This window comes from [Scytonema hofmanni] UTEX 2349 (assembly GCF_000582685.1).
Classification (GTDB): domain Bacteria; phylum Cyanobacteriota; class Cyanobacteriia; order Cyanobacteriales; family Nostocaceae; genus Hassallia; species Hassallia hofmanni.
In genome coordinates this window covers 2,242,644-2,265,328 of the sequence record NZ_KK073768.1, presented here as the reverse complement: position 1 = coordinate 2,265,328, position 22,685 = coordinate 2,242,644, and the positions used below count along the sequence as shown (strand labels likewise).

At 40.8% G+C, this 22,685-nt stretch carries 15 protein-coding genes; 3 read left to right on the top strand and 12 right to left on the bottom strand.

The window, feature by feature from the left end; translation table 11 throughout:
- Positions 1-533 precede the first annotated feature (533 nt).
- The 11 genes from TOL9009_RS0115150 to TOL9009_RS0115100 all read right to left on the bottom strand — a co-directional run bounded on the left by TOL9009_RS0115150 (position 534) and on the right by TOL9009_RS0115100 (position 12,645).
- A complete protein-coding gene (locus TOL9009_RS0115150) occupies positions 534-1,271 on the bottom strand; it encodes a choice-of-anchor K domain-containing protein (RefSeq protein WP_029633550.1) in 738 nt (245 codons plus the stop codon).
- 559 nt (positions 1,272-1,830) lie between these two features.
- Positions 1,831-3,087, bottom strand: coding sequence for a geranylgeranyl reductase (chlP, locus tag TOL9009_RS0115145; RefSeq protein ID WP_051502909.1), 1,257 nt, complete (start codon positions 3,085-3,087; stop codon positions 1,831-1,833).
- Positions 3,088-3,680: 593 nt separating this feature from the next.
- Positions 3,681-4,130: a hypothetical protein gene (locus tag TOL9009_RS39250; protein WP_051502908.1), complete on the bottom strand. Its 450-nt coding sequence runs from the start codon at positions 4,128-4,130 to the stop codon at positions 3,681-3,683.
- Between the two features lie 229 nt (positions 4,131-4,359).
- Positions 4,360-4,893: a pentapeptide repeat-containing protein gene (locus TOL9009_RS0115135; RefSeq protein WP_029633548.1), complete on the bottom strand. Its 534-nt coding sequence runs from the start codon at positions 4,891-4,893 to the stop codon at positions 4,360-4,362.
- 129 nt (positions 4,894-5,022) lie between these two features.
- On the bottom strand, positions 5,023-5,280 hold the full coding sequence (locus TOL9009_RS0115130) for a hypothetical protein (RefSeq protein WP_029633547.1): 258 nt from the start codon (positions 5,278-5,280) through the stop codon (positions 5,023-5,025).
- 81 nt (positions 5,281-5,361) lie between these two features.
- The gene (locus TOL9009_RS0115125; RefSeq protein WP_029633546.1) at positions 5,362-6,828 is read right to left on the bottom strand and encodes a hypothetical protein; all 1,467 of its coding nucleotides are present in this window, start codon (positions 6,826-6,828) and stop codon (positions 5,362-5,364) included.
- A gap of 85 nt (positions 6,829-6,913) precedes the next feature.
- Positions 6,914-8,158: a family 10 glycosylhydrolase gene (locus TOL9009_RS39245; RefSeq protein WP_038296365.1), complete on the bottom strand. Its 1,245-nt coding sequence runs from the start codon at positions 8,156-8,158 to the stop codon at positions 6,914-6,916.
- A gap of 17 nt (positions 8,159-8,175) precedes the next feature.
- On the bottom strand, positions 8,176-9,288 hold the full coding sequence (locus TOL9009_RS0115115; protein ID WP_038296364.1) for a Gfo/Idh/MocA family protein: 1,113 nt from the start codon (positions 9,286-9,288) through the stop codon (positions 8,176-8,178).
- Positions 9,289-9,589: 301 nt separating this feature from the next.
- Positions 9,590-10,057, bottom strand: coding sequence for a DUF4870 domain-containing protein (locus tag TOL9009_RS0115110; protein ID WP_029633544.1), 468 nt, complete (start codon positions 10,055-10,057; stop codon positions 9,590-9,592).
- A gap of 98 nt (positions 10,058-10,155) precedes the next feature.
- Complete coding sequence (locus TOL9009_RS0115105) at positions 10,156-11,334, bottom strand: DUF1822 family protein (RefSeq protein ID WP_029633543.1); 1,179 nt, start codon at positions 11,332-11,334, stop codon at positions 10,156-10,158.
- Between the two features lie 141 nt (positions 11,335-11,475).
- On the bottom strand, positions 11,476-12,645 hold the full coding sequence (locus TOL9009_RS0115100) for a sigma-70 family RNA polymerase sigma factor (RefSeq protein ID WP_029633542.1): 1,170 nt from the start codon (positions 12,643-12,645) through the stop codon (positions 11,476-11,478).
- A 260-nt stretch (positions 12,646-12,905) separates the two neighbouring features.
- On the opposite strand from TOL9009_RS0115100, the gene TOL9009_RS0115095 reads away from it, so the two are divergent.
- Positions 12,906-18,272 carry an nSTAND1 domain-containing NTPase gene (locus TOL9009_RS0115095; protein WP_029633541.1) on the top strand — a complete coding sequence of 1,789 codons (5,367 nt, stop codon included), beginning with the start codon at positions 12,906-12,908 and terminating at the stop codon, positions 18,270-18,272.
- Between the two features lie 94 nt (positions 18,273-18,366).
- On the opposite strand, the gene TOL9009_RS0115090 is transcribed toward TOL9009_RS0115095, so the two are convergent.
- Positions 18,367-18,576: a hypothetical protein gene (locus TOL9009_RS0115090; RefSeq protein ID WP_186227568.1), complete on the bottom strand. Its 210-nt coding sequence runs from the start codon at positions 18,574-18,576 to the stop codon at positions 18,367-18,369.
- 868 nt (positions 18,577-19,444) lie between these two features.
- On the opposite strand from TOL9009_RS0115090, the gene TOL9009_RS47340 reads away from it, so the two are divergent.
- Together TOL9009_RS47340 and TOL9009_RS42595 are read left to right on the top strand one after the other, a co-directional pair.
- Positions 19,445-19,612 carry a hypothetical protein gene (locus TOL9009_RS47340; protein WP_186227567.1) on the top strand — a complete coding sequence of 56 codons (168 nt, stop codon included), beginning with the start codon at positions 19,445-19,447 and terminating at the stop codon, positions 19,610-19,612.
- Positions 19,613-19,879: 267 nt separating this feature from the next.
- A partial coding sequence (locus TOL9009_RS42595; RefSeq protein ID WP_038296363.1) for an nSTAND1 domain-containing NTPase occupies positions 19,880-22,685 on the top strand: 2,806 nt, incomplete at its 3' end.

Here is a 22,685-nt window from a genome sequence, read left to right as displayed (position 1 = left end):
ACCCCACTAACCTCTTTAACATCAACTTCCAACTCACCGACCTCCCCACCGGACAACTAGCCGTTCACGAAGTGTGGCGCAGCCAAGCCTAAATCACCAACTATGACCAATACGATCGCCTCAACGGAGGCACCATCCTTATCGACGACGACACCAACAGCACACCAGGAGACAACTTGAATGAATCGCGGGAGTTTATTTTCAGGCAAGATAAGACCAAAGCGAGGACGTAATATTATGTCTGCTTGATTACTTACTAAACCCGGAGAACCCCACCCCGCCAAAGCTACGCTTTGTCTCCCCTCCCCGCAAGCGGGGAGGGGCTGATCGGGGTGGGGTGCAATGACTATGGGAATCATAACTAATTACCCGGACATGATATAAGTCCTTTTCTTTGGCACTCCCCCCTGAAACTGGAAGCCCACCCTCAGACTGTGCCAGGGTGGGGTAGTTTAAGACATAAATTGGCACTCTCTTGTGAAAAAATTCAGAGAGTGCCAATCTTGCCTTGTGTATTTAATTTTCCCCAAAATTTAGCTATTCGCGGATTTCCGACGGGAAATCAGGTAGATGCCTAAGAGCGACAAACCAGCAATAGTCCCAGGTTCGGGAATGGTTTTTGCTGGTGGAACCTCAGTGATTTTAGCGAAAATGCCTGCTGTGGTTCGTTCTCCTTCCAGAACTCGAAAGTCACTGACATCAGTAGTGCTTCCCGTTTCTCTGAAGCCAGTTAGCGAGAGTGTATATTTCTTGTCAGCAAAGGTAAAATTGCGATCGCTAAAGTTTTTACCCACGTAAACAAAATCTGCGTTATCCGCAGGATTCGTTGAATCGTTGGGTGTATTAACTAACTGAAAGCCGAAGTTAAAAACTTCACTCACATTAGGGCGATCGCCGAATGATACATGGAGATTTAAAGGTACGAAATCAACGCTTGTATTTGGGGTAACTTTTCCATTAAAGTAAGTCAAATCACCTATCTTAAATAAAGATCCTATTTTAGTAGAAAAAGAATTTCCTTCAAAGATAAGTTGATTTTGAGGTGTACCCAAGTCAAGGTCATCAGGCAAGGCTTCTCCCCACCTAAATGAATTAGTTCCCACACCCGAATAAACGGGATTAGTATTTATGCCCCCTGGAGTCGGTTCTCCCCACGCACCACTCGAAATACCTGAAAAAGTTAGAGCTTGAGCTTGACTGGAGAAACCAAGCGCTGTTAAAGCACTAACAGCAACAGACAAACTAGTAACAAAAACTGAACTTAGTTTCATAGTTAGGCTACAACTCCTATCCAGGAGTTCGTCTCAAGTAGGCGACTCGTCCACATTAGTAAATATACGGAACAGATGCCAAGCTATTCTTCACATTTTCATGAACTCTTTATATTCAATTCGTAATCTCTTCTCAAAGCAGTTTATTTCCTAAACTGCTTTTGATGCTTTCAACCCAAGTTTTCACTTTTTTTGATGCGTGTATTAGTCTAAATTGATTGTAGATGCTTAGTAGACTACTCTGGTTAAGGAACTACTGAAAATATTGCTCAGTAGACTGCTCAGTTTTTCGGAAATAATCACTTTATACAAGTATCTTGCTCATTAGCAAGGATACTTGTATAGTCTCTAGGTGTTTAACCCTGTGTTTTTATTATAACACATATTTTTTATTTTTAGTGGGTATTACTTATACTGTCAGAGAAAAATACACATCGAATATGGGCAATTTGATTAGGGGAAAAGGTGAAAGGGGAGGATGTAATTTTTAAACATTTCTAGAATTTCAATTAACTCTATCCCTTTCCCCTTTCCCCTTTCCCCCTCTTAAAAAATCCCCTTAGGGCGCGAGGGCGTTACCGCGAAGTAGACTAGCAATAGTCTTTGCGGTAATTTTGAGTTGAGTGATCGGGTTTGCTGGAACAACAGTTTTATACAGATAGCTATCGAAAGTTAGCCGCTGTACATCCATGTCACCGCACATTTCTACAAATGCTTCGCGGGTAGCATCGGAACGATAAAAGACATTTTGCAGGATGTCCAACACTTTGTAGGTGAGTCCATATTTTTTGTCCCAACGCTTCAAGTAAACCTTAAGGTCTGCTTCCGTGGGAATACGGACACCGCCGTTGGACATTTCTACAATCGTTTCAGCACACATCCGCCCAGATTTTGCGGCAAAGTAAATGCCTTCACCAGAGGATTTGGTAACGTAACCAGCTGCATCACCGATCAAAGCGATGCGACCGACAACGCGACGGGGACGGGGATGTTCGGGAATGGGGTGTGCTTCGACTTTAATAATTTGACCGCCGGCGAGTTTTCGGGCAGCGCGAGCGCGGATACCGGCTTGTAGTTGTTTGATGCTGGCTTTATGAACCTGCATTGTGCCGGTACCGACGGCTACGTGGTCGTATTTGGGGAAAACCCAAGCGTAAAAGTCGGTAGAAACGTCATCGCCAACGTACATTTCGGCGAGGTCGTTGTAATATGCCATTTTGTCGTCGGGTAGACGAATGCGCTCTTGGAAAGCGATCGCATAATTATAATCCCCAGCATCCATCTCTTTGGCGATGCGGGAATTTGCTCCATCTGCGCCAATAATTAAATCAACTTTTAGGGTTTTGGCAATACCCTGTGCGCCGCTTTCCGTATGGTCAACGTAATGGATGGTATAGGGGTCTGTATTGTTTGTGGGAAAATCGAGTTTATGAACAGTGGCATTAATTAAATTTGCGCCGAGTTTTGCCGCGCGATCGCGCAAGAAGCCATCTAGCACTTCACGCCGACACATTCCTATATATTCATCTTCATTTACCAGATTGATATCAACCTCACGGTTCGAGGGCGAAATCATTTTCATTTTCCGCACTCGGCGATCGATAATTTCCGGAGGCAAATCAAACTCACTTACCATGCACAGGGGAATTGCACCGCCACAAGGCTTGGCATTGTCTAGCTTGCGCTCAAATAGGTAAGTTTCAATTCCAGCTTTCGCCAAGGTTTCGGCGGCACAAGAACCAGCTGGACCTGACCCAACAACAGCAACCCTTAGTGTCAAAGGTCTTCTCCCAATTTTGACATTTACCGAAAGCATACTACCATGTACTTTTGGCTGTTTTGTCTTTCTGGCTTACCCAAAAGCGTGAAATGCAACATTCCTTAATTTTTCGCTACAAAAGCCAAAATTGGGCATGGGGCAATGGGGCTTGGGTATCGAATGGACACACTTTTAATATCATGACCCGTAAATTACTTACAATGTAAAGACGTTCCGGCGGAACGTCTCTACGACGACGTAGGTAGGTTTTTATTAGTGTTAATTAGGGCTTGCTGAATAAGTCTTTAAAGCGAATCTAGAAGCCACACAGGTTACAAAATGGTTGTTTCGTTGCTCAGTTTCCTTTCTTTACCTAGCGATCGCGCTTTGATTGTGCAAGGGTTTTGAGACTCTAGATGTTAAACAAGTGCACTTGTTTGGTGAAAAAAGGCTTAAACCCCTTATCTGGACTAGATTACACATTTATTCAGCAAGCCCTAATTAAACGGATATGATATGACATCGCTGGTTTACAGTTATTACCATCGTTGATTAAATAATCAAAAACCTGGGGAGGCTATCAAACTTACCCCAGGTTCTATTCGTTACAACATTCTTACGTGGAAGATAGAAGAAGGAAATATTAAAAGCTAGCTATCTTCAAAGTCAGACTTTAGTCCTTCTAAAACTTGCGTGGTCTGATCTGGACCAATTATAAACCCACTGTTTCTCCTTTGACCGGATTCAAAAAAAGTAACCGCAGTAGCAGTTGGATATATTCGTAGATTAGGAATCCCATAAGAGATTTCTAAGTTATCTTCCCAGTAGCCTATAGCAATTTTGTATTTATCACCAAAAACATTTTCAGCTTTTGATTTTAAATCTTCTAAGGAAGTATTAAAAAAACGCAGTGTATCTTTTGATGCCAAAATTAACACCACAGGTTTGTCAGATTGCAATACTTCCGTTTGAGAATTTTCCCGATTAAGAATTACCGAAGTTGCAGCGATCGCTGGAGATGTGAAGAGCATTAAGCTACTTACAACCATTACCAAAAATACTGATATCAGTCGTTTTCCGATTACAGCAATACTTTTCATGTTTTACAGTATTAATTTGTCACAAGTAACTTAACACGAATGAAAAAGAGACACAAGGACAGATAAGACACTTAAGCAGAAATAAATTTTTAGAAGGACAGATAAGACACTTAAGCTCAATAGACATCTGATAGAAAAGACGTAGAGACGTAGCAATGCTACGTCTCTAAAAGGGTTTCGGGCAAAGCATAATTAAATTCTAAAGATGTCTATTGAATATCAAATTTCATCAATTTTGATTTTCATCCAAAATAGTTCCTTCCAGATTTGCTCCTTCCAAGTTTGCCCCATTCAAGTTTGCTTGGTTCAAATCGGCTTGACTCAAATTTGTTTGACTTAAATCTGCAACAGTTAAATTAGCTCCTGTCAAATCAGCTTGATCGAGATTTGCCGCGCTTAGATTTGCCTCGCTCAAATCTGCGTCACTTAAATCTGCCTCAATCATCTTAGCTACAGTTAATTCAGATTGACTAAGGTTAGCGTTGTTAAAAATTGCTCCCTCTAAAATTGCCCCATCCAAAATTGCTCCACTCAAGTTAGCTGCACTCAAATCGGCATTTGTTAAATTTGCCCCATTCAAGTCTGCTTGAGTTAGACTGCAAGAGCGCAAATTAGAAGAAGTCAAATTGGCACCATCAAGTATGGCTCTATCTAAAATTGCCCCACTAAGATCCACTCCTTGCAAATCGGCTTCACTCAGATTTACTTCTGTAAAATCTCTTTCACCTGCGGCATATTGTGCCAGAAATTGTTCGGCTTTCATTGGCTTTTCTCCGTAAGGCTTTTGATATATCAATTAAGCCATAAATAAATCAGAAATACCCCTACCTTGCGATAGTTATTTCTCACTCTAGTACTTTAACCAATTCCCGATCGGGGTAACTTTGCAGTTTTAGCGGAGATGCGCGATCGCACTGTCGGATTTTTCGGCTCCAAATCGCTGAATCATCCGCCAAAGTAGCCTGTCAGCGTCGGAACAATTTAGAACGAAATCCGCTTCGGGAGGGGTTTTGAGGGCATTTATAGCCTCATTTTTGGGTGCGATCGCGTTGTTACTATTTGGTGGTAGTATGGTTGAAGCATATCGGGATGACGCTTTTGTGCGTCCTAGATTAGGTTCACCAGCGCGATCGTATTGTACATTAGACATAGGAGTAAAAATTAATTATGCGTTGCCCGAAACCCTTGTAGAGACGTTCCGACGGAACGTCTTTACGTCTTTTCTGGGGATTCAAGCTAGTTCCTCATTGATAATTCGCCGTACAATTTCTGTGACTGCTACTGCTAAATTAGTATCCTTATCGTCCTCTGATGCTGGAGTAGAACAACGTAATGCTAGAGCAAATGTTCTCAGTTTAGATGGAGTAACCCGTTGATCCACAAACTTCACCAAAGCAGCATAAGTCATAGAACTCTTACCCCAACCTACTTTAGAAATAATTACTGGTTTGCTAATTATATTTACTACCCCCAAAGTTTCCAATGCTACATCTACATAACGAGCCGTATCGTTACCCATTGCCCGCACGACACTTTTAAGGCTTTTCCATTGGGCTGATGGTAACTTAGCAGTTTCTGGGAGATGGAAATGCCAACCTAGCATCGAAATTAATCGCACTAAGTCATAAGCAGATATTAAATTTTCACCAGTAGCACCTGTATCGTTGGAGGATAAAACAATTTTTCCTGTTGTGTTATCTTTGACTTTAGGATTGTCAATCAATGAATTTTCGCCATATCCTCCACGAAATTTAATACCACTATTACCTGTCTGATCTACAATCCATTTTTCTAATTTTGGTCGTTCCGTGAATCTTTTGAATAATGCACCTATGGCATTAGATGAGCCATAATTAAAATTATATGTAACCATGTCTTTAACTAAATTATTAAAGCGATAGTTAGGAGATTGAATCACATCATCCTCAACATCATTATTAGGAAACTTTTCATTTATTTGACAAACAGTATTTAAAACACCAATAAATTTAGTTGTACTATAAAATTGTTCTTTATCAAAGGCATTTTTACCCAGCCAATGAGTTTTGATGAAGCTATCACTATCGCTAAAACTACCAACACAAACACAGGCATTGCTAATATCATTAGAAAGAAAGCTTAAATTGGTATTATCAATAGTTGGTTTATCTCCCCGATTTGGATAACCAGTAAAATTAACCTTAATGTTAGTAAATAGAGTAAACTTGTCTCCATAGGAAATAATCGAAGTTCCATCTGGCTTTTGCTCTAGATTGGTTGGATAGTCATTAATTAGCGTCTGTAAATATGACTTATTTAGCGTTCTGGCAACAAAGGACGAAGCTTGTGTATTGCCATTAACAATAGGTGAAGCTTTTTGGATTTCTTTCAGCTTGTTTAAAATGAAAGTAGTGTTTGCAGCATCGCTTAAAATGGACTGGACTTGTTTAGTGTTTAATAATTTTTGAGCAATATTTGGGTTAATTGCAACACTATCAGATGGTATAGAGACACTGCCAACTCTCTTACAAAAATCAATTAATCCTTTCCAAGAAAAACTATCCAAGCCACCCAAATCGCCATCAATCCATCCACCACCAGGATAAAATCCTAAATTAGCTAGCTTAGTCTGAATTTCCATGACTAAGGCTCTATCTACCTTTAGTTGAGCGCGTGTTAATGATAAATTGTTACTAATAACATCTTGTAAAGTGGACATAAATTCAATGCAATCTCAAAGTCTTGTTTTTTCGTAACGAGTGCGTAAGTTCTATTGACATCGAACGATATTGTGTTTGCAATAATTAGCTCATTAATTTGGCATAAGTCTTCGGACCAACTACACCGTCTATTTCAAGTCTATTATCTTTTTGAAATTTCTCAACTGCTAATTTGGTTAATGACCCAAAATTGCCATCTATTTTACCAACATCATATCTTTTATTTTTTAGTTTTTGTTGAATTTCTTGAACATCAGAGCCGATGTTCCCATATTGAAGATAAACTAAATTGGCATAGTTGTTGTTTTTCAATAATTTAGCTAAAGCTTGATTATTAGCATTCAAACCTTCAAAAAAGAATAGTACCTCGCCACGAATTCCAGAACGACGATTATGGCGAATAGATTCCCATAAGGTATCATGAGTAATTTGATAGTCGCCAGAGCGAATTAAAATACCTGGTGATATTTTAGATAAGGTTTTTTGTTGAAAACGATTTACAACATCATCAACTAATCCTTTGTATGCGTCTAAACTCTGTGGATATAGCTGGGGATGGATTAAATCGACAATCTGACTATTTATCCAAGTAGGTACATCTTGTAAATATTCATTAAATCCAAAAGGATAAGGACTAGGAGACATAGAAACAATCAGGTTGGGATTAATTTTTTTGACTTCTCTATATAACCTTGCCAAAAAATTATTCAAAATATTTGCTCGCCATTTAAGCCAAGGAGAATTTTTGAAATCTAGGGGCGGTTCTTGTCTAAACTGACTGTAATACAATGCTTTAGTTTTCTTGTCATAGCCTCCTTCTGAAGGCATGGCTGGCAAGCGATCGTCTCCTTGTACTCCTGCCACAGAAGGATATTTCTTGACTACCTCTAAAAATAGACTTAACAAAAAATCTTGAACTTCTGGATCGAGGGAATTCATCCACACAAAATCATTTTTGGTCAGGAGTTGATTATTTTTGTCTTTACCTGCCCATTCAGGCTTTTTAGCTAAAATATGTCCGCCATTATTTTTGTAAGAAGCTGCAAAACCATACTCAAACCAAGGAATTACTTCTAGTTTTAATGGTGTCGCTGCTTGAATCACTTCAGCCAGAATATCTCGTCCTGTAAAAGGAGGTGAAATTTTTATGCCAAAGTTTTTGTTTAAAACATCACTGGGATAAAGAGTATAGCCATTATTCCAAACCACTGGAAAGACTGTATTAAATCCAGTGTCTGCAATAAGTTGCATGGCTTTTTTTATATTTTCTTTTGTCTCGAATACCTCACTAGCAGCGGTGGTTAACCAAACTCCACGAATTTTTTTCATCTGTTTACGGTAAGCCTCTAATATTGACTTAAAAATGCTTCTAAATCAGGTACATCTACCCAGCTTTTTCTTGCATTTGATTGATGAGCTAAATCCATCAACAGCTGAGAATAAACTCCTTCTCGCAACGATGGTACAATGACCTCATCTCGATCAATTCCTTGCACCCATTGCTCAATCACGCGAAAAAACGCAGAAATTCGCCCATCAGCATAGTTTTCGAGGAAAGTCAAGTGATTGGGAATTTCTATTTCCGTCAGCGGTAAACCTGCTTGGGAACCTTTCACTCGAAATCCGTGTATGTAATCTTTTTGATTTTCGCTTCCCAAAACTAATGTACCCTTATCGCCATACACTTCCACCCAATGCGGACGCGGTGCATAAACTACTGCACTGATACAAAGTTGACAAGGTGTTCCATCCGCCAATTCCAGCATTAGCATACAGGTGTCATCGCTGTCTACTAACTTTGATTCTCCGGTAGCGGGGTCAACTCGTGTGGGAATGGCAGTACTAAAATGAGCGTTTAATCTGCGTATCGGTCCAAATAGCCAGTAAATGTAATCAAAGGCATGGGAACCTAAAGACCCTAAAACGCCACCTCCTTGGTCTTTCTGAGAGTACCAATTCCAAGGACGGGAAGCATCAGCCCTGGAAGCACCTAACCAATCAATTCTAATTAAACGTTTGACACCGACGTAATTTTGTGATAATAATTCAGATAATAATTGCCACCCAGGTACGAAGCGAAATTCAAAATCTAGTGTTGCAATTACGCCTTTTTCGTTGGCTAAATGATAAAGTTCTTTTGCTTCGGCTGCATTTAAGGTGGTAGGTTTTTCTAATAATAAATGTTTGCCGGCTTGCAGTACTGTTTTTGCCATTTCATAATGCATAAATGGCGGTGTGGAAATGCTAACAGCTTGGACTTCGTTTAAAGCAACAATGTCTGCAATTTTGTTGCAGGCGTGGGGGATATGATGAGTTTGGGCGATCGCTCTGGCTTTTTCTAAGTCTTGGTTATATACTGCAACTACCTGGGTACGAGGATGTGCCTGAAATCCGGGAATATGGACTTTTTGCCCAAATCCTGTACCCACCACTGCAACACCAATCACACCTTGATTCATTTGCTATCCAGAAACCATAAACTTACCTAAAATATCATATTATTTTTCAACTCTCAAAAACCGATTTTCTTCGCTCAGTAGATGAGTATAAATAAATGCTCCTTAACGTAGTAACCTGATTAGCCGTTAAAATCCAAGAGCGACGAGCGGTAAACCGCTCACTACGAACCAAGTGAGTATTTTACATTTAATTTCGCCCACTAGACATAGGAGTGAAAAACAATGTAGAGACGCGATATATCGCGTCTCTACAAAGGTTTCGGGTAACGCATAGTTCATTTTCACTCCTATGTCTACTTACTTATATCAAAAATCTAATTGTGAATGGATAGCGATAATACTCACCTCTATAAGCTTTGATCGCAGCAGAACTGACTACAAATGATTGTAATAAAAGCATGAATACAACGATCGCACTACACCCAGTTAGTAATGTGCGGAAAATTATCTCTATATAATTTGCTCTGCCATTGCTGGTCATCGCCAGACCAAATCCTGTAAACACTAGCAGCAACGACATAATTACGAGTATTAAAACATAAAATGTCAGTGAAAGTTGAAAATTTAAAGATTCTTTGCCTTGAAAGTCAACCCACGTATATTGTTTTTTTTTGATTCGCCAAATAATCAATGGTGCTAAAACATTTAACGGGAGATATAAAGGAACGCCGATAACTACTACTAAAATTAATAGTATCCATGCCAATAAAGCTGAGAGATGACACAACATCGCCCATATACGGATTTGTTGCTTGGTTTTTCCTCTCATGGGTTTTTGTCTTTTGGTGGATTTACGCAATAATTCTCCACCGTACCATATATAAAAGAGGTCAATAGTCAAGAGTCAGTTGAATTGTAAATTTTTATTTAAAATCTTAATATTTCTCGGTCGTAGTTTTCGCTTGTGGGTTCTATTTCCCAAACTATACCTTCACCTGGTTCTAGCGCTACTTCTACAAAGAGTTGTTCTACGGCTGTTATGGCTATATCTTCGTTGTTGGGGAAGCTTTGTAAATCTTCGGTGAGTAATCTGAGTTTAAATCCACCGGGAATGGCTGCACCTACGGCAGCGTTACGCAATTCAAAGCGCCAAATGGATGATTCTCCTTCAATTTGTGGTATAATACGCAATTCGTAGGTTTGACCAGCGATCGCCAACCGTCGAGAAAGAATTTTCTGTGGTTGTGTTTCTTCGACACTCCGCGCACCGGCAGCGCTAAGAAGTTGCAGATTCAAGCTTCCCCAGCCGATGTTTTCTGCAAGTTGAGAAACACCACTTTGCAACCATTCGATAACTGACCATTGTTCTGGTAGTCCTAAGCGGCGTTGATATAAGCTCTGCCGCCAACCGCCATGTTCAATTAGCGCACCCCAAAGTTGAAAAGGGATAGCTAGTCTGGGTGTGATTATTTCTGGGTTTCCTAAACGAGAAATTAAATTTTGTGCTTGTTCTTGTGGTAGAGTTGCTAATTGTGGGATAACCTTAGCCGTACTCTCTTGGGGACAAAGTTGTCGGGCTAAAGTTAAAACGTTGATGTCGCTAATAATATCAGTCGCATCAAGGGAATAAGTGCGATCGCCTACATCATAACTTCCTTGATTTTTCAATTGTTCATAACTACAATAGCCCCAAACCCGCACATAAGCTTCATCTGGTTCTACTTGCACTGCTAAATAATAATCACCAGCTAAACTAGATATATCTACCCATTCTTGCGCTACTCGCAATTCACTTAAATCCATCGCCTCACTGGGAACCAAAATAAATCGAATGCCGTCTGATACTATTGCAGTCCCATTCACCAGTTCCCAAAAACTTGCTAAAGAATTGTTATTTGGCGACACTTTTGCTTGGGGTGCAAAATCCGTTTGCAGCCAGGGCAGAACAACATTCAAGCAAAGTTGATTTAAATAAGCTTGATAACCAGAACTAGGATGAGAAAAAGATTGACTGTGAATATACGCCTGATTTTGGACGTTGGCGGGTATTTCTAAAATCAAATCTGTTGGGGATGCAAAAGTAAACAAAGCGGCATTAGCAGTCATGAAAATTACTCCGGGAACTCTTTTGGCTTGGGTTTTACGCTTGGACTAGGGACTAGGAACGCTGGATTAGGGAAGAGAAATTTTGATACTTAGAAAGTGAACCCTTACCCCTTTCCTTTTTCCTGAATAAGTCCAAGAAGTTTAAGAAGATACGCTGTAGTAAGCTTGCAGCCATTCCTCCATTACAGTACTCATATTTTTGAGTAGGTCTGAGGTGACAGAAATATGCAGATTCTCACTACTCCACTTAGCCAAATTTCGCAGTAAAATTTCCCTAGCTTTTGTGATTCGTCGCGAGACAGTATATTGCTGCAAAACAAGTTCTTTAGCAATTTGCTGCTGAGTCAGCCCATTATTATAATATAATTGCAAAATTTGTTGTGCTTCTGGTTCTAGTTGGGCGACTGCGACGGCTAAAACTTTGTTAATCTCAGATTCCTGAGAAATTCTGGTTTGTTCTTCTTGTTGAGTAATAATTTGGGTAAGTACTGACTCTACCTCTCCAGCGAGATTATCTATCCACTCGGTTGTATCTTGACCGGCGGGGGAAACATTAATTGATGCCAAAGGTGGATAAAGATAGTTTCGCGCATGTTTGGCACAACTGAGCAGCCAAGTTTCCAAAATTTGTGAAGTTACTTTTTGACTACTTTGGGAATTATAAGCGATCGCGATCGCACTCCATGTCTCATCGTCTGGTCGAGGAAGTTGCCGCGTTGCATTCGGCTGCTTGGGGATATAAAGCGTTTTAAAACAATTCCAAGCCAGAACGTAAGCTGTAACAGACTCTGGAGATAAGCCGGCATTTTGCAAAGACTCTACCAAACGCTTTTGACTAATTTTCCGCAACATTCCCCATTCTGTACAGATATCAATTTCACCGCGTTGACGCAAAGTTTCCCGGATGACGCTACCAAAGATGACGCTGGCGTAGTTTTTTAAGATAAAGCCTTGGTTAGGATTAAAACCTTTGAGGACTTTATCGACAGAAGCGATCGCCATTTGAAAACAGTCTGGTAACTTGTACTGAGTACTGCTAAAACTAGCAGATGTTTTTTGGGCTGTCCAGTAGCAGATTTCTTGTAAATAAGCAATCAGATGTTCTTTGGCAAGTTTCTCTAACTGCTTTTGGGAGATATAATTGTACCAATAAAGTACCCAAAAATTCTCCGAAGTTTCTTGTGGCGTGTTGTTTACACAACTTTGGATACTGCGACGCAGTTTACTATCCGTCGCCCAACTGTGAAAGCGATCGCCATTAAATTGCACAAAAGTTGAAAATATGGAAATTATACTTTGTCTTGGATGCATAAAACACAATAACTCGACCTATGCAAGGAGTGCAAGCGTTAAAAGACGCCTGCACAAACTTTACTACAATCAATGAGAATCATGTTTCGGCTTAAAGTTAAATATTTAGAAAATTGGGCATGGGGCATTGGTAATTAGGAATTAGGCATGAGTAAAAGGTTATTTGCATCCCGTGAGATTTGGCATGATTGTATAAGAGATTCTTTCCATGCCCAATGCCTAGTTAGCAAATATTAAGATTTCAATACATCTTGTTAAATATGTGTCCAATCGGTGTTGGTACTAGTCGCTCAAATCAAGTTAAAAAAACAGATACAGGCAAGCTGTGGCTAATGTTTGTGGGAGTAAATAAATACCAGGATGAAGGACTCCCAACGCTAAATTATTCATCTGTTGATTGTCAAGGTTTAGCGGATGCTTTGACTGGTGCTACTAGACAATTTCCGCAAAAAGAGGTGAAAATTCATCACGATTTTGCTTCTTTATCACCTTCAAAGGAGAATGTGCGCGTTAGTCTCCAAGAAATTACCGCTGCTGCTAAACCCCAGGATATGGTTTTATTTTATTTCTCCGGACATGGAATGCTAGAACCAAATTCTCAGGAAGCATTTTTATGTTTAGCAGATACGCAAAAATCAAACTTACAAAATACAGGTTTAAAATTACAAGAACTATTACAATTATTAAATAATTGTCCAGCGCAGAATCAGTTAGTTTGGCTGGATGCTTGTCATAGCGGTGGAATGACGCTGAGGGGAACAACTAGAGAACCGCTGTTAAACCCGACAACGCAATTAGTAGAGATATTACAGCGTTCTGCGGCGAAAAGTAAAGGTTTTTATGCTTTGCTTTCTTGCGATAATAATCAGCAATCTTGGGAATTTCCTGAACTGGGACATGGAGTTTTTAGTTATTATTTAATGCGTGGATTAAATGGGGAAGCGGCAGATTCAAAGGGGATAATTTCTGCTGATGGACTTTATCGCTATGTTTATCATCAAACGTTGCAATATATTGATAAAACCAATCAACAATTACGATTAATTAATCAGCAGAGAAGAGGCAAAGGAGATACTCAGCTTGAGCGCGAATATCCTTTACAAACTCCCAAACGAATTGTCGAAGGTGTTGGAGAACTGATTTTAGGAGCTAGGGAAGAAAAAGCTGATGATGATATGCATCGCCGATTGGGAATAGTTGTAGAAGGATTATCAGGAAGTACAGTAACTTTAGATATTAGCAAGTTTCTGGGTAATGTTGGCGGTTTTAACTTGGAATATTTGCAAGGGACAAAAGCTGCTGCTGATGATGTGCGTTCAGCGATCGCTCGTCTTTTGCACTCCCCAGAATCAGGAACTATTTTACTTTATCTGCGCGGACGCATTGAGGAAACTGAAGCTATCGATAGTTTGGTGTTGGGAGAAGATATCCGCATCAAGCGATCATGGTTGAAACAACAATTACGTCAGTGTAATGCCAAACAGATTATCATTCTTGATTGTCCTGGTTCTGCGGCATTTCTACAAGATTGGGTAGAAGATTTGCAAATAGACTCCCAAGAGGGACAGTGTATAATTGCTTGTGCTTCTTTGGCATCGTCACCTGAAAAATTCGCCCAAACTTTATTTGATACTTTAAAGGTAGCAGCGGAAGCAGACGGATTATCTGCGGCTGGAGCGATCGCTCAATTGCAATTACAATTAGCTGGTAGCGATATCCCTTTCTACGTCTGGCTTTCCGGCACACAAGGCATCATCGAAATCTTAAGAGAAAAAACTTATTTGCAAGGACGAGAACAAAAAGCAGGTTTAGATTTAGGTATTTGTCCTTACATGGGATTAAGTGCTTTTTCTGAGAACGATGCTCAATATTTTTATGGTCGTGAAAGCTTAACTCAGCAGTTAATTCATCAATTGCGCGATCGCTCATTTCTTGCCGTCGTCGGTGCTTCTGGTAGCGGTAAATCTTCAGTTGTCCAAGCCGGCGTCATTCCCCAACTGCGACTAGGTAAACAAATCCCCAGCAGCGAACAGTGGCTAATTAGAACTTTGCGTCCAGGTGCCAATCCCATAGAGGTTTTGGCACAGCGGTTGGGAGGGGAGAGGAGGGGACAAGGGGGACAAGGGGGATGGGGGGGACAAGGGGGACAAGGGGGACAAGGGGGACTCCTTGAAGATAAGGAAGAAATTTCTATATCTTCCTTGTCCTCCCCCTCTTCCTTGTCTCCCTTGTCTCCCTCATCTCCCCCATCTCCCCCTCCCCATCTCTTCTTAGAGGGAGTCTTGCATCAGGGTGTAGAAAGCTTTGTCTACTGGTTGCGTAATCGACCAGAACCTATGATAGTTTTGGTGATAGACCAATTTGAGGAATTATTTACTCTTGCCTCACCTACGGACAGAGAGCGCTTTTTAGAATTAGTTCTCGGAGCTGCGGAATATGCGAAAGACCGTTTTAAGTTAATTATTACTTTACGAGCGGACTTTATTACCTCTTGTTTGGAAGTACCGAGACTAGCTGAAGTTTTACAAGAGTCGAGTGTATTAGTTCCACCCAGACTGAGTTTAGACGATTATCGGCAGGTGATTGTGAGCCCGGCTCAACAAGTAGGGTTAAAACTAGAACCAGAATTAGTAGAAGTTTTACTGAGGGAGTTAAATCATTCGGTTGGTGATTTACCTTTACTGGAATTTGTTTTAGAGCAGTTGTGGCAACATCGCTCTACAGGTAAGTTGACTTTGCAAGCGTATCAAGAAGAACTTGGTGGAATTAAAGGAGCATTAGAGCGATCGTCTCAGGCTCTTTACGAAAGTTTAGACTCCCAAGCGAAAGAATGTGCTAAGTGGATTTTTCTGTCTTTGACGCAGTTAGGGGAGGGTACAGAAGATACTCGACGACGGATACACAAATCAGAGTTGATTGTGAAAAAATATCCGGCTGCGTTGGTGGAAAGAACTCTGCAAGCGTTAACTGCTGCCAAGTTAATTGTGATGAACTTGGAGGAAGAGGAGGAGGATGGGGGGAGGGGGGGACAAGGGGACAAGGAGACAAGGGGACAAGGGGACAAGGAGACAAGGGGACAAGGGGACAAGGGGACAATTCTTTCTCCCCATCCCCCCCTCCCCCCCTCTCCTTGTCTCCCCCACTCCCATCTCCCACTCCCTCCAGTGACGGTGGAAGTTGCCCATGAAATTCTAATTCGCCATTGGTCAACTTTGCGCTGGTGGTTGGAGGAAAATCGTAGTAGATTGCGATCGCAACGTCAAATTGAGCAAGCTGCACAATTATGGTTGCAAACTGGTCAGCAATCTGATTTTTTGTTGCAAGGTGTGCGGTTGGCTGAAGCGGAAGATATTTACATCAAATATACTGATGAACTTACTGCGGATGTTCAGCAATTTATTGAAGGTTGTTTAGAAGAAAGAAAACGCCAACAATTTCAAGAAAAAAGAAGACTTCGACAAGCTCAAAGAGCCGTTGTTGCACTTTCGTTTTTAGGAATAGCAGCTTCTAGTTTTGCTGGGTTAGCTTATTTCCAAACTCGAACGGCTCAACTTAGAGAAATTGAGGCTTTGAATTCGTCATCGCAAGCTAACTTTCTATCAAATCAGCCACTTGAGGCACTAATTGCTAGTGTCAAAGCCGGGAAGCAGTTAAAGCAAATTATTGGCGCATCAAAAGATGTGCAGTTTCAAACAATAAGTTCTTTAGGACACGCACTTTCTAATACTCAACAACTCAACCGTTTAGAAGGACACGGAAAAGCCGTAATCAGTGTAAAATTTAGTCCGGATGGTCAGACAATTGCTTCTGCTAGTGACGACGAAACAGTGAAACTTTGGCGACGTGATGGGAAGTTGCTACGAACTTTGGAAGGACACGAAGAAGCAATTAAGGATGTCAGCTTTAGCCCTGACGGTAAAATGATTGCTACCGGTAGTTTTGATGGCAAGGTGAAGCTGTGGCGTACTATTGACGGTGGTTTAATCAAAACTATCAACGCCCATGATGCTGAGATTTATAGCGTATCTTGGTCTGCTGACGGACAAATGATTGGTTCTGGTAGTGCTGATAAAACTGTTAAAATTTGGAGAGTTAGTGATGGTCAATTTATCAGAACTTTGTCAGGTCATAACGATGATGTCAATAGTATTAGTTTTAGTCTCGACAGTCAAATAATTGCTTCAGGCAGCGCTGATAAAACTATTAAAATCTGGAGAGTTAGTGATGGTACTTTGCTAAAAACTTTGACTGGGCATACTGCGGCAGTTAACAGTGTAGCTTTTAGTCCTGAAGGTAAAATAGCCTCAGGTAGTGCTGATAAAACTATCAAAATTTGGAGAATTACTGATGCTACTTTGCCAAAAACAATTGAGGCACATAGCGATCAAGTTACATCGGTAAGTTTCAGTCCTGACGGTCAGACTTTGGCATCAGCTAGTAAAGACAAAACTATCAATTTGTGGAACCCGAAGGATGGCACTTTGCTGCAAACATTTCTTGGACACACTATAGAAGTCAATGGAGTTAGTTTCAGTCCTGATGCACAGACTTTAGCATCCGCTGGTGCAGATCAAACTGTTATACTTTGGCGGCGAGACAACAGTTTAATTAAAACTCTCACTGGACATAACTCTTGGGTAAATAGTGTTAGTTTCAGCCCGCAAGGTAATCTCCTGGCTTCCGTTAGTGATGACAAATCAATCAAACTTTGGCATATACCGAATATGACTTTGCGCTCCTCTCTGGAAGGATTAGACAAGTCACCTGATGGACACAATGGTGGTGTTTATGGTGTCAGCTTTAGTCCAGACGGACAAACTATGGCTACCTCTGGTGGGGATCGCTGGGTGATATTGTGGCGGACTTCTGACGGCTATATGATCAAACCCCTGGAAGGACACAACCATGAAGTTAATAATGTCAGCTTCAGTCCAAAAGGAGATATTCTTGCCTCTGCGAGTGCGGATGCAACTATTAAACTCTGGCGGGTAAAAGATGGCAAACTTATTAGAACTTTAACTGGACATAAAGGTGAAGTTTTTCGCGTCCGCTTTAGCCCTAAAGGTGGTATTCTCGCTTCCGCTGGCAGAGATAACACAGTGAAAATCTGGCGAGTCAGCGATGGTCAGTTAGTGCGAATTTTCAAAGGACATACTAAGGCAGTTAGTGGTGTAAGTTTTAACCCTAAAGGTGATGTCCTCGCTTCTGCCAGCTCTGATAAAACTATTAAACTTTGGCGGGTAAGCGATGGTAAATTACTGAAAACTCTACGAGGACACACTGAGGAAGTTTGGGGTGTAACTTTTAGTCCGGATGGTAGCATGATTGCTTCTGCCAGCAACGACAATACAGTGAAACTTTGGAGTAAAGATGGTATAGAAATGAAGACGTTTTGGGGACATAGCCAACCTGTCATTGATGTCAGTTTTAGCCCTGAGGGTAAGATGATTGCTAGCGCTAGTAACGATGGTACGGTTAAACTTTGGCGTGTTGATAGCAAACAACTGCAAACCACAGATTTAGATCATCTGTTAGTTCGCAGTTGTCGATGGTTGCATAATTATTTAGAGAATAATCCTAAGATTAATAACCAAAAGGGCAATTTGTGTTCTGATTTGAAACAGTAGACTTAACAGGCTGTAAATGAAGTACATATATAAAACACCTCTCCTTGTAAAGACGTAGAAGTGCTACGTCTCTACGTGTATTCGATTGGTAAAGCTACTTTCGCCGAGGAGGAGGTGTCTTCGGTGGTCGCTTAGTCACAGTTGCAACTCCTATTTTCCGTACCCCTATAGAATTTAGTGGCTGTATTAATTGCGAATCAGCTGTTGACTCTGCTATTTCCTTGGAAATTTCCTCTGTTTGTTTTTGTAGTGGATTTTCCTGTTTATTACCTGACTTATTCATCTTCAAAATTGTGCGACTCAATTTCGAGAATACTTTGATAAATTTCAATGCACTCGATTTGAAAAAATTTCCTATGTCCCTTAAAACTCGCATTTTCATCTCAAATAATCTCCTGGTGTTTAACTAAAATCTTTTTTGCAATACGTTTATCTACTCAATGCCATTAAAGCATTCCGAAAAAATAGGGTAAACTTGCCAAAATAGTTAATAGCCTCAACTGTTTTCGTTTTGTACCCTTTCATAGACTTAATAGATTTCCTTGAGTTTCTTTATGCAGTCTTCTGTGGTTTTGGCGATCGCAGTTTTGCACCCTTTTTATTTGACGTTAAGCTAAAAAGCCTTGCTATCCTGATGAATGGCGTGTAACCTAATCTCAAATTTTAAATCCCAACTCGCAAGACTACCTTGAACAAGTATTTATTTTTGGTAATCTTATATACTTAAGCCTGAGTATAATACCTTATATTTAGTTATCGCAAGTCAAGAAGTTAAGATTTATTTACTCTAGTTACAAGGCACTGCGTTTTACGGCACCAAACCCTTAAGAATGGTGCGAAGTGCGATCGCACTTACGGCACTATTTGTGTAAACATTGTCCGCCTTGCTAGAATAGCGAAAATGCACTTATTTCAGCTTTTGGTGATACTCCTCAACAAGCTTTAGAGGAACTAAAAATAGCTTGGGAATTGGTTAAAGAAGATTATCAAGAAAAGGGCAAAGAAATACCCGTTGCACCAGCCCGTCAAAAATTCTCTTCTTCCTTATAAGGCACTGATGAAATTATCTTTGAATCCGAAAAAACACCGCAGCCCGGATTAAATTTAGGCGCAATGGTAATGAGTAATGATTTTGACCAACCTTTAGCAGATGAATTTTGGTTGCAAAATCCATGAAGTTGAAGATGTGCGATCGCACTCAATCACAAGTAGTTAGCGATGTCTACAGTGATTTTTTGCTATTCAGCCATTACCAAATTAAGTGCATCGTTACAGAAATAGGACTTACGCACTCTTTACCAGAAAACAAGACTTTGAGATTGCAACCGAAGCGTCGATAGGGACGGAAATACGTAGTTCGTGCGTAAGTCCTGAGAAAAATAGTCTAACGCACCCGACAAATACTAATTTTGTTCAAAAATCCAACCGAATTCCTATAGATTTGTAAAATTATCCGGATATATCCTTAGATAACAGTGCATAAAGTCGTAGCAGCCAACCTAGAAAAACTTGACTCTTATTAAATAACCAATATTTATATCAATATAAAATTTTACCGTATATTTTCGAGATTGGTTGCTATTACCCATATCGTAATTTAAAAAAAAATGTGTCCATTAGGCGTTGCTACTAGTCGCTCAACTTATGCTTTAGAAACCGGACAGGCAAAACTTTGGTTGGTGTTGGTGGGTGTAAACCAATACCAAGATGAGCGATTGCCCTCTTTGCGCTACTCAGCGGTTGATTGTCAGGGTTTAGCAGAAGCCTTAGCAGATGCAACCCAAGCGTTTCCCCAGACTGAAGTGTGGACTCACCACGATTTTTCGTTAAGGTTGCCCACACTAACAAATATTCGTACTACTTTAAAGCAAATTGCTGCTACGGCTCAACCACAAGACACGATTTTATTTTATTTTTCTGGACACGGGATAGTACAGCCAAATTATGGTCAGGTAGTTTTGTGTCTGGCAGATACGCAAATCGATAATTTACTAAATACAGGTTTAGGATTAGAGGAATTATTACATTTATTGGGACATAGTGGAGCGCAGACTCAGTTGGTATTGTTGGATGCTTGTCATAGCGGTAGTATGTCACTCAAGGGAGCAAAAGGAAAAATACCAAACGGCGAAAACCCGACACCGCAAATGGTAGACTTGTTGCGGCAAAAAGCGAAAAAAAGTAAAGGATTTTATGCTTTGCTTTCTTGTGACACAGATCAACAATCTTGGGAATTTCCGGAATTAGGACACGGAGTCTTTACTTATTATCTCATGCGGGGTTTGCGAGGTGAAGCTGCTGATGGACGCGGTTTGATTGAAGCGGACGGTCTTTATCGATATATTTATCATCAGACGCAGCAATATATTGAGCAAACTAATCAACAACTGCGACTGATTAATCAGCAAAAAAGAGGTAGAGGGGAAACTAGACTTTATTCAGAATATCCTTTGCAAACTCCCAAGCGGATTGTTGAAGGAGTTGGGGAAATTGTTCTTGGCTTAAAATCAGAAGTTGTGGAATCGTCTTCTTTGCGACAAGCGTTGATTGTTGAGGGACTGACGACTAATAAGACGACTCTCGATCTTTGTAAACTGTTGTGCGGAGTTGGTGGGTTTGAGTTGAAGTATTTGCCACAAGCCGATCAAATAACTACTTCACATATTCAAGAAGAAATGCAGAATTGCTTGCAGAAAAAGCAAGATTCTCAAAATTTAGAACATGACGCAACAGTTTTATTATATCTGCGTGGCAAAATCAAGGAAACTGAAACCGGTGAAGCTGTGTTGGTAGTGGGTTCGGATATTCAATTGAGTCGCTCTTGGTTAAGACAACAACTGAGGCGATCGCCTTACACTCAACAAATTATCATTTTAGATTGTCCTGTTGTAGAGACGCGATTAATCGCGTCTCTACACGATTGGATAGAAGACTTGCAGCTAAGTTCTGAACAAGGACAGTGTATCATTGCCGCTGCTTCCCCAAAAGACAACCCCGAACAATTCGCCCAAGTTCTCCACGATACCCTGAAAGCTGCCCAACAGCAAAACAGTTTATCGGTAGCTAGTTGGATAACTCAATTACAATTATCTTGTTCAAATACATTACCATTGCACATTTGGGTATCCGGGATTCAAGGCGTTATCGAAATTATACCTAATCGAACGGGTACAAGAGATATCAAGCTAGCGGAAGGAATTGATTTAGGGCTTTGCCCTTATCGGGGATTAAGAGCTTTTACTCCGGAAGATGCCCAGTATTTCTACGGTAGAGAAGCATTGACGCAGCAACTTCTGCATCACTTGGCAAGTAAATCATTTCTTGCTGTAGTTGGCGCCTCTGGTAGCGGTAAATCTTCGGTTGTCCAAGCAGGATTAATCGCTCAACTGCAACGCGGTAAACAATTACCGGGTAGCGAAGAATGGTGGATTAAAAGCTTTCGTCCTGGTGCAAATCCCCTCTTAGCTTTATCGCGACGCTTAGTTGATAGCGGGACTGAGAAAGAAAAAGCTTATCAGCAAATACAACTAGAGAAAATGTTGTATCAAGGGGGACAAGGATTTGCTCACTGGATAAGTAACCGACCAGAACCAGTAATGGTGTTATTTATAGACCAGTTTGAGGAATTATTTACCCTTGCCCAAGCTGTTGACAGACAGAACTTTTTAGAAGTTATATTAGGGGCGCTGGAATTATTACCAAATAAGTTAAAAATAGTCATCACTCTGCGGGCAGATTTTATCGCAGCTTCCTTGGAAATACCGAAATTAGCGCAGCTTTTGCAACAGTCTAGCATTCTCGTACCGCCTTGTTTAAGTGAGGAGGAGTATCGTCACGTCATTATTAACCCTGCTGAACAAGTCGGTTTAACAGTTGAACCTGTGTTAGTTGAAGTGCTGTTGCGAGAGTTACACCGTTCACCAGGAGATTTACCGCTTTTAGAATTTGTTTTAGAGCAGTTGTGGGAACATCGAGTTGGGGGAAAGTTAACTTTACAAGCTTATCAGCAGCACTTGGGTGGAATTAAAGGAGCGCTGGAAAGTAAAGCGCAAGCTGTTTACGACAGTTTAGATGCTGAAGCTCAAGAATGCGCTCGTTGGATTTTTCTCTCATTGACGCAGTTAGGTGAAGGTACGGAAGATACTCGGCGAAGGGTGTATAAATCAGAGTTGATTGTGAAAAAGTATCCGGCGCCATTGGTAGAAAAGACACTGGCAGCGTTAACTGCTGCGAAGTTGGTAGTGGTGAATTTGGAAGAGGGAGGGAGAGGGAGACAAGGAGAGGGGGAGACAAGGAGAGGGGGAGACAAGGAGAGAGGGAGACAAGGAGAGGGGGAGAAATTCTTTTTTGTTCCCCTTGTCCCCTTGTCTCCTTGTCCCCCCATCTCCCCATCCCCCCATCCCCCACTCCCCC

Bases quoted from the DNA above. Each gene is read 5' to 3' on its own strand.
- TOL9009_RS0115150 (WP_029633550.1), bottom strand. From the start codon at position 1,271: ATGAAACTAAGTTCAGTTTTTGTTACTAGTTTGTCTGTTGCTGTTAGT.
- chlP (WP_051502909.1), bottom strand. From the start codon at position 3,087: ATGCTTTCGGTAAATGTCAAAATTGGGAGAAGACCTTTGACACTAAGG.
- TOL9009_RS39250 (WP_051502908.1), bottom strand. From the start codon at position 4,130: ATGAAAAGTATTGCTGTAATCGGAAAACGACTGATATCAGTATTTTTG.
- TOL9009_RS0115135 (WP_029633548.1), bottom strand. From the start codon at position 4,893: ATGAAAGCCGAACAATTTCTGGCACAATATGCCGCAGGTGAAAGAGAT.
- TOL9009_RS0115130 (WP_029633547.1), bottom strand. From the start codon at position 5,280: ATGTCTAATGTACAATACGATCGCGCTGGTGAACCTAATCTAGGACGC.
- TOL9009_RS0115125 (WP_029633546.1), bottom strand. From the start codon at position 6,828: ATGTCCACTTTACAAGATGTTATTAGTAACAATTTATCATTAACACGC.
- TOL9009_RS39245 (WP_038296365.1), bottom strand. From the start codon at position 8,158: ATGAAAAAAATTCGTGGAGTTTGGTTAACCACCGCTGCTAGTGAGGTA.
- TOL9009_RS0115115 (WP_038296364.1), bottom strand. From the start codon at position 9,288: ATGAATCAAGGTGTGATTGGTGTTGCAGTGGTGGGTACAGGATTTGGG.
- TOL9009_RS0115110 (WP_029633544.1), bottom strand. From the start codon at position 10,057: ATGAGAGGAAAAACCAAGCAACAAATCCGTATATGGGCGATGTTGTGT.
- TOL9009_RS0115105 (WP_029633543.1), bottom strand. From the start codon at position 11,334: ATGACTGCTAATGCCGCTTTGTTTACTTTTGCATCCCCAACAGATTTG.
- TOL9009_RS0115100 (WP_029633542.1), bottom strand. From the start codon at position 12,645: ATGCATCCAAGACAAAGTATAATTTCCATATTTTCAACTTTTGTGCAA.
- TOL9009_RS0115095 (WP_029633541.1), top strand. From the start codon at position 12,906: ATGTGTCCAATCGGTGTTGGTACTAGTCGCTCAAATCAAGTTAAAAAA.
- TOL9009_RS47340 (WP_186227567.1), top strand. From the start codon at position 19,445: ATGAAGTTGAAGATGTGCGATCGCACTCAATCACAAGTAGTTAGCGAT.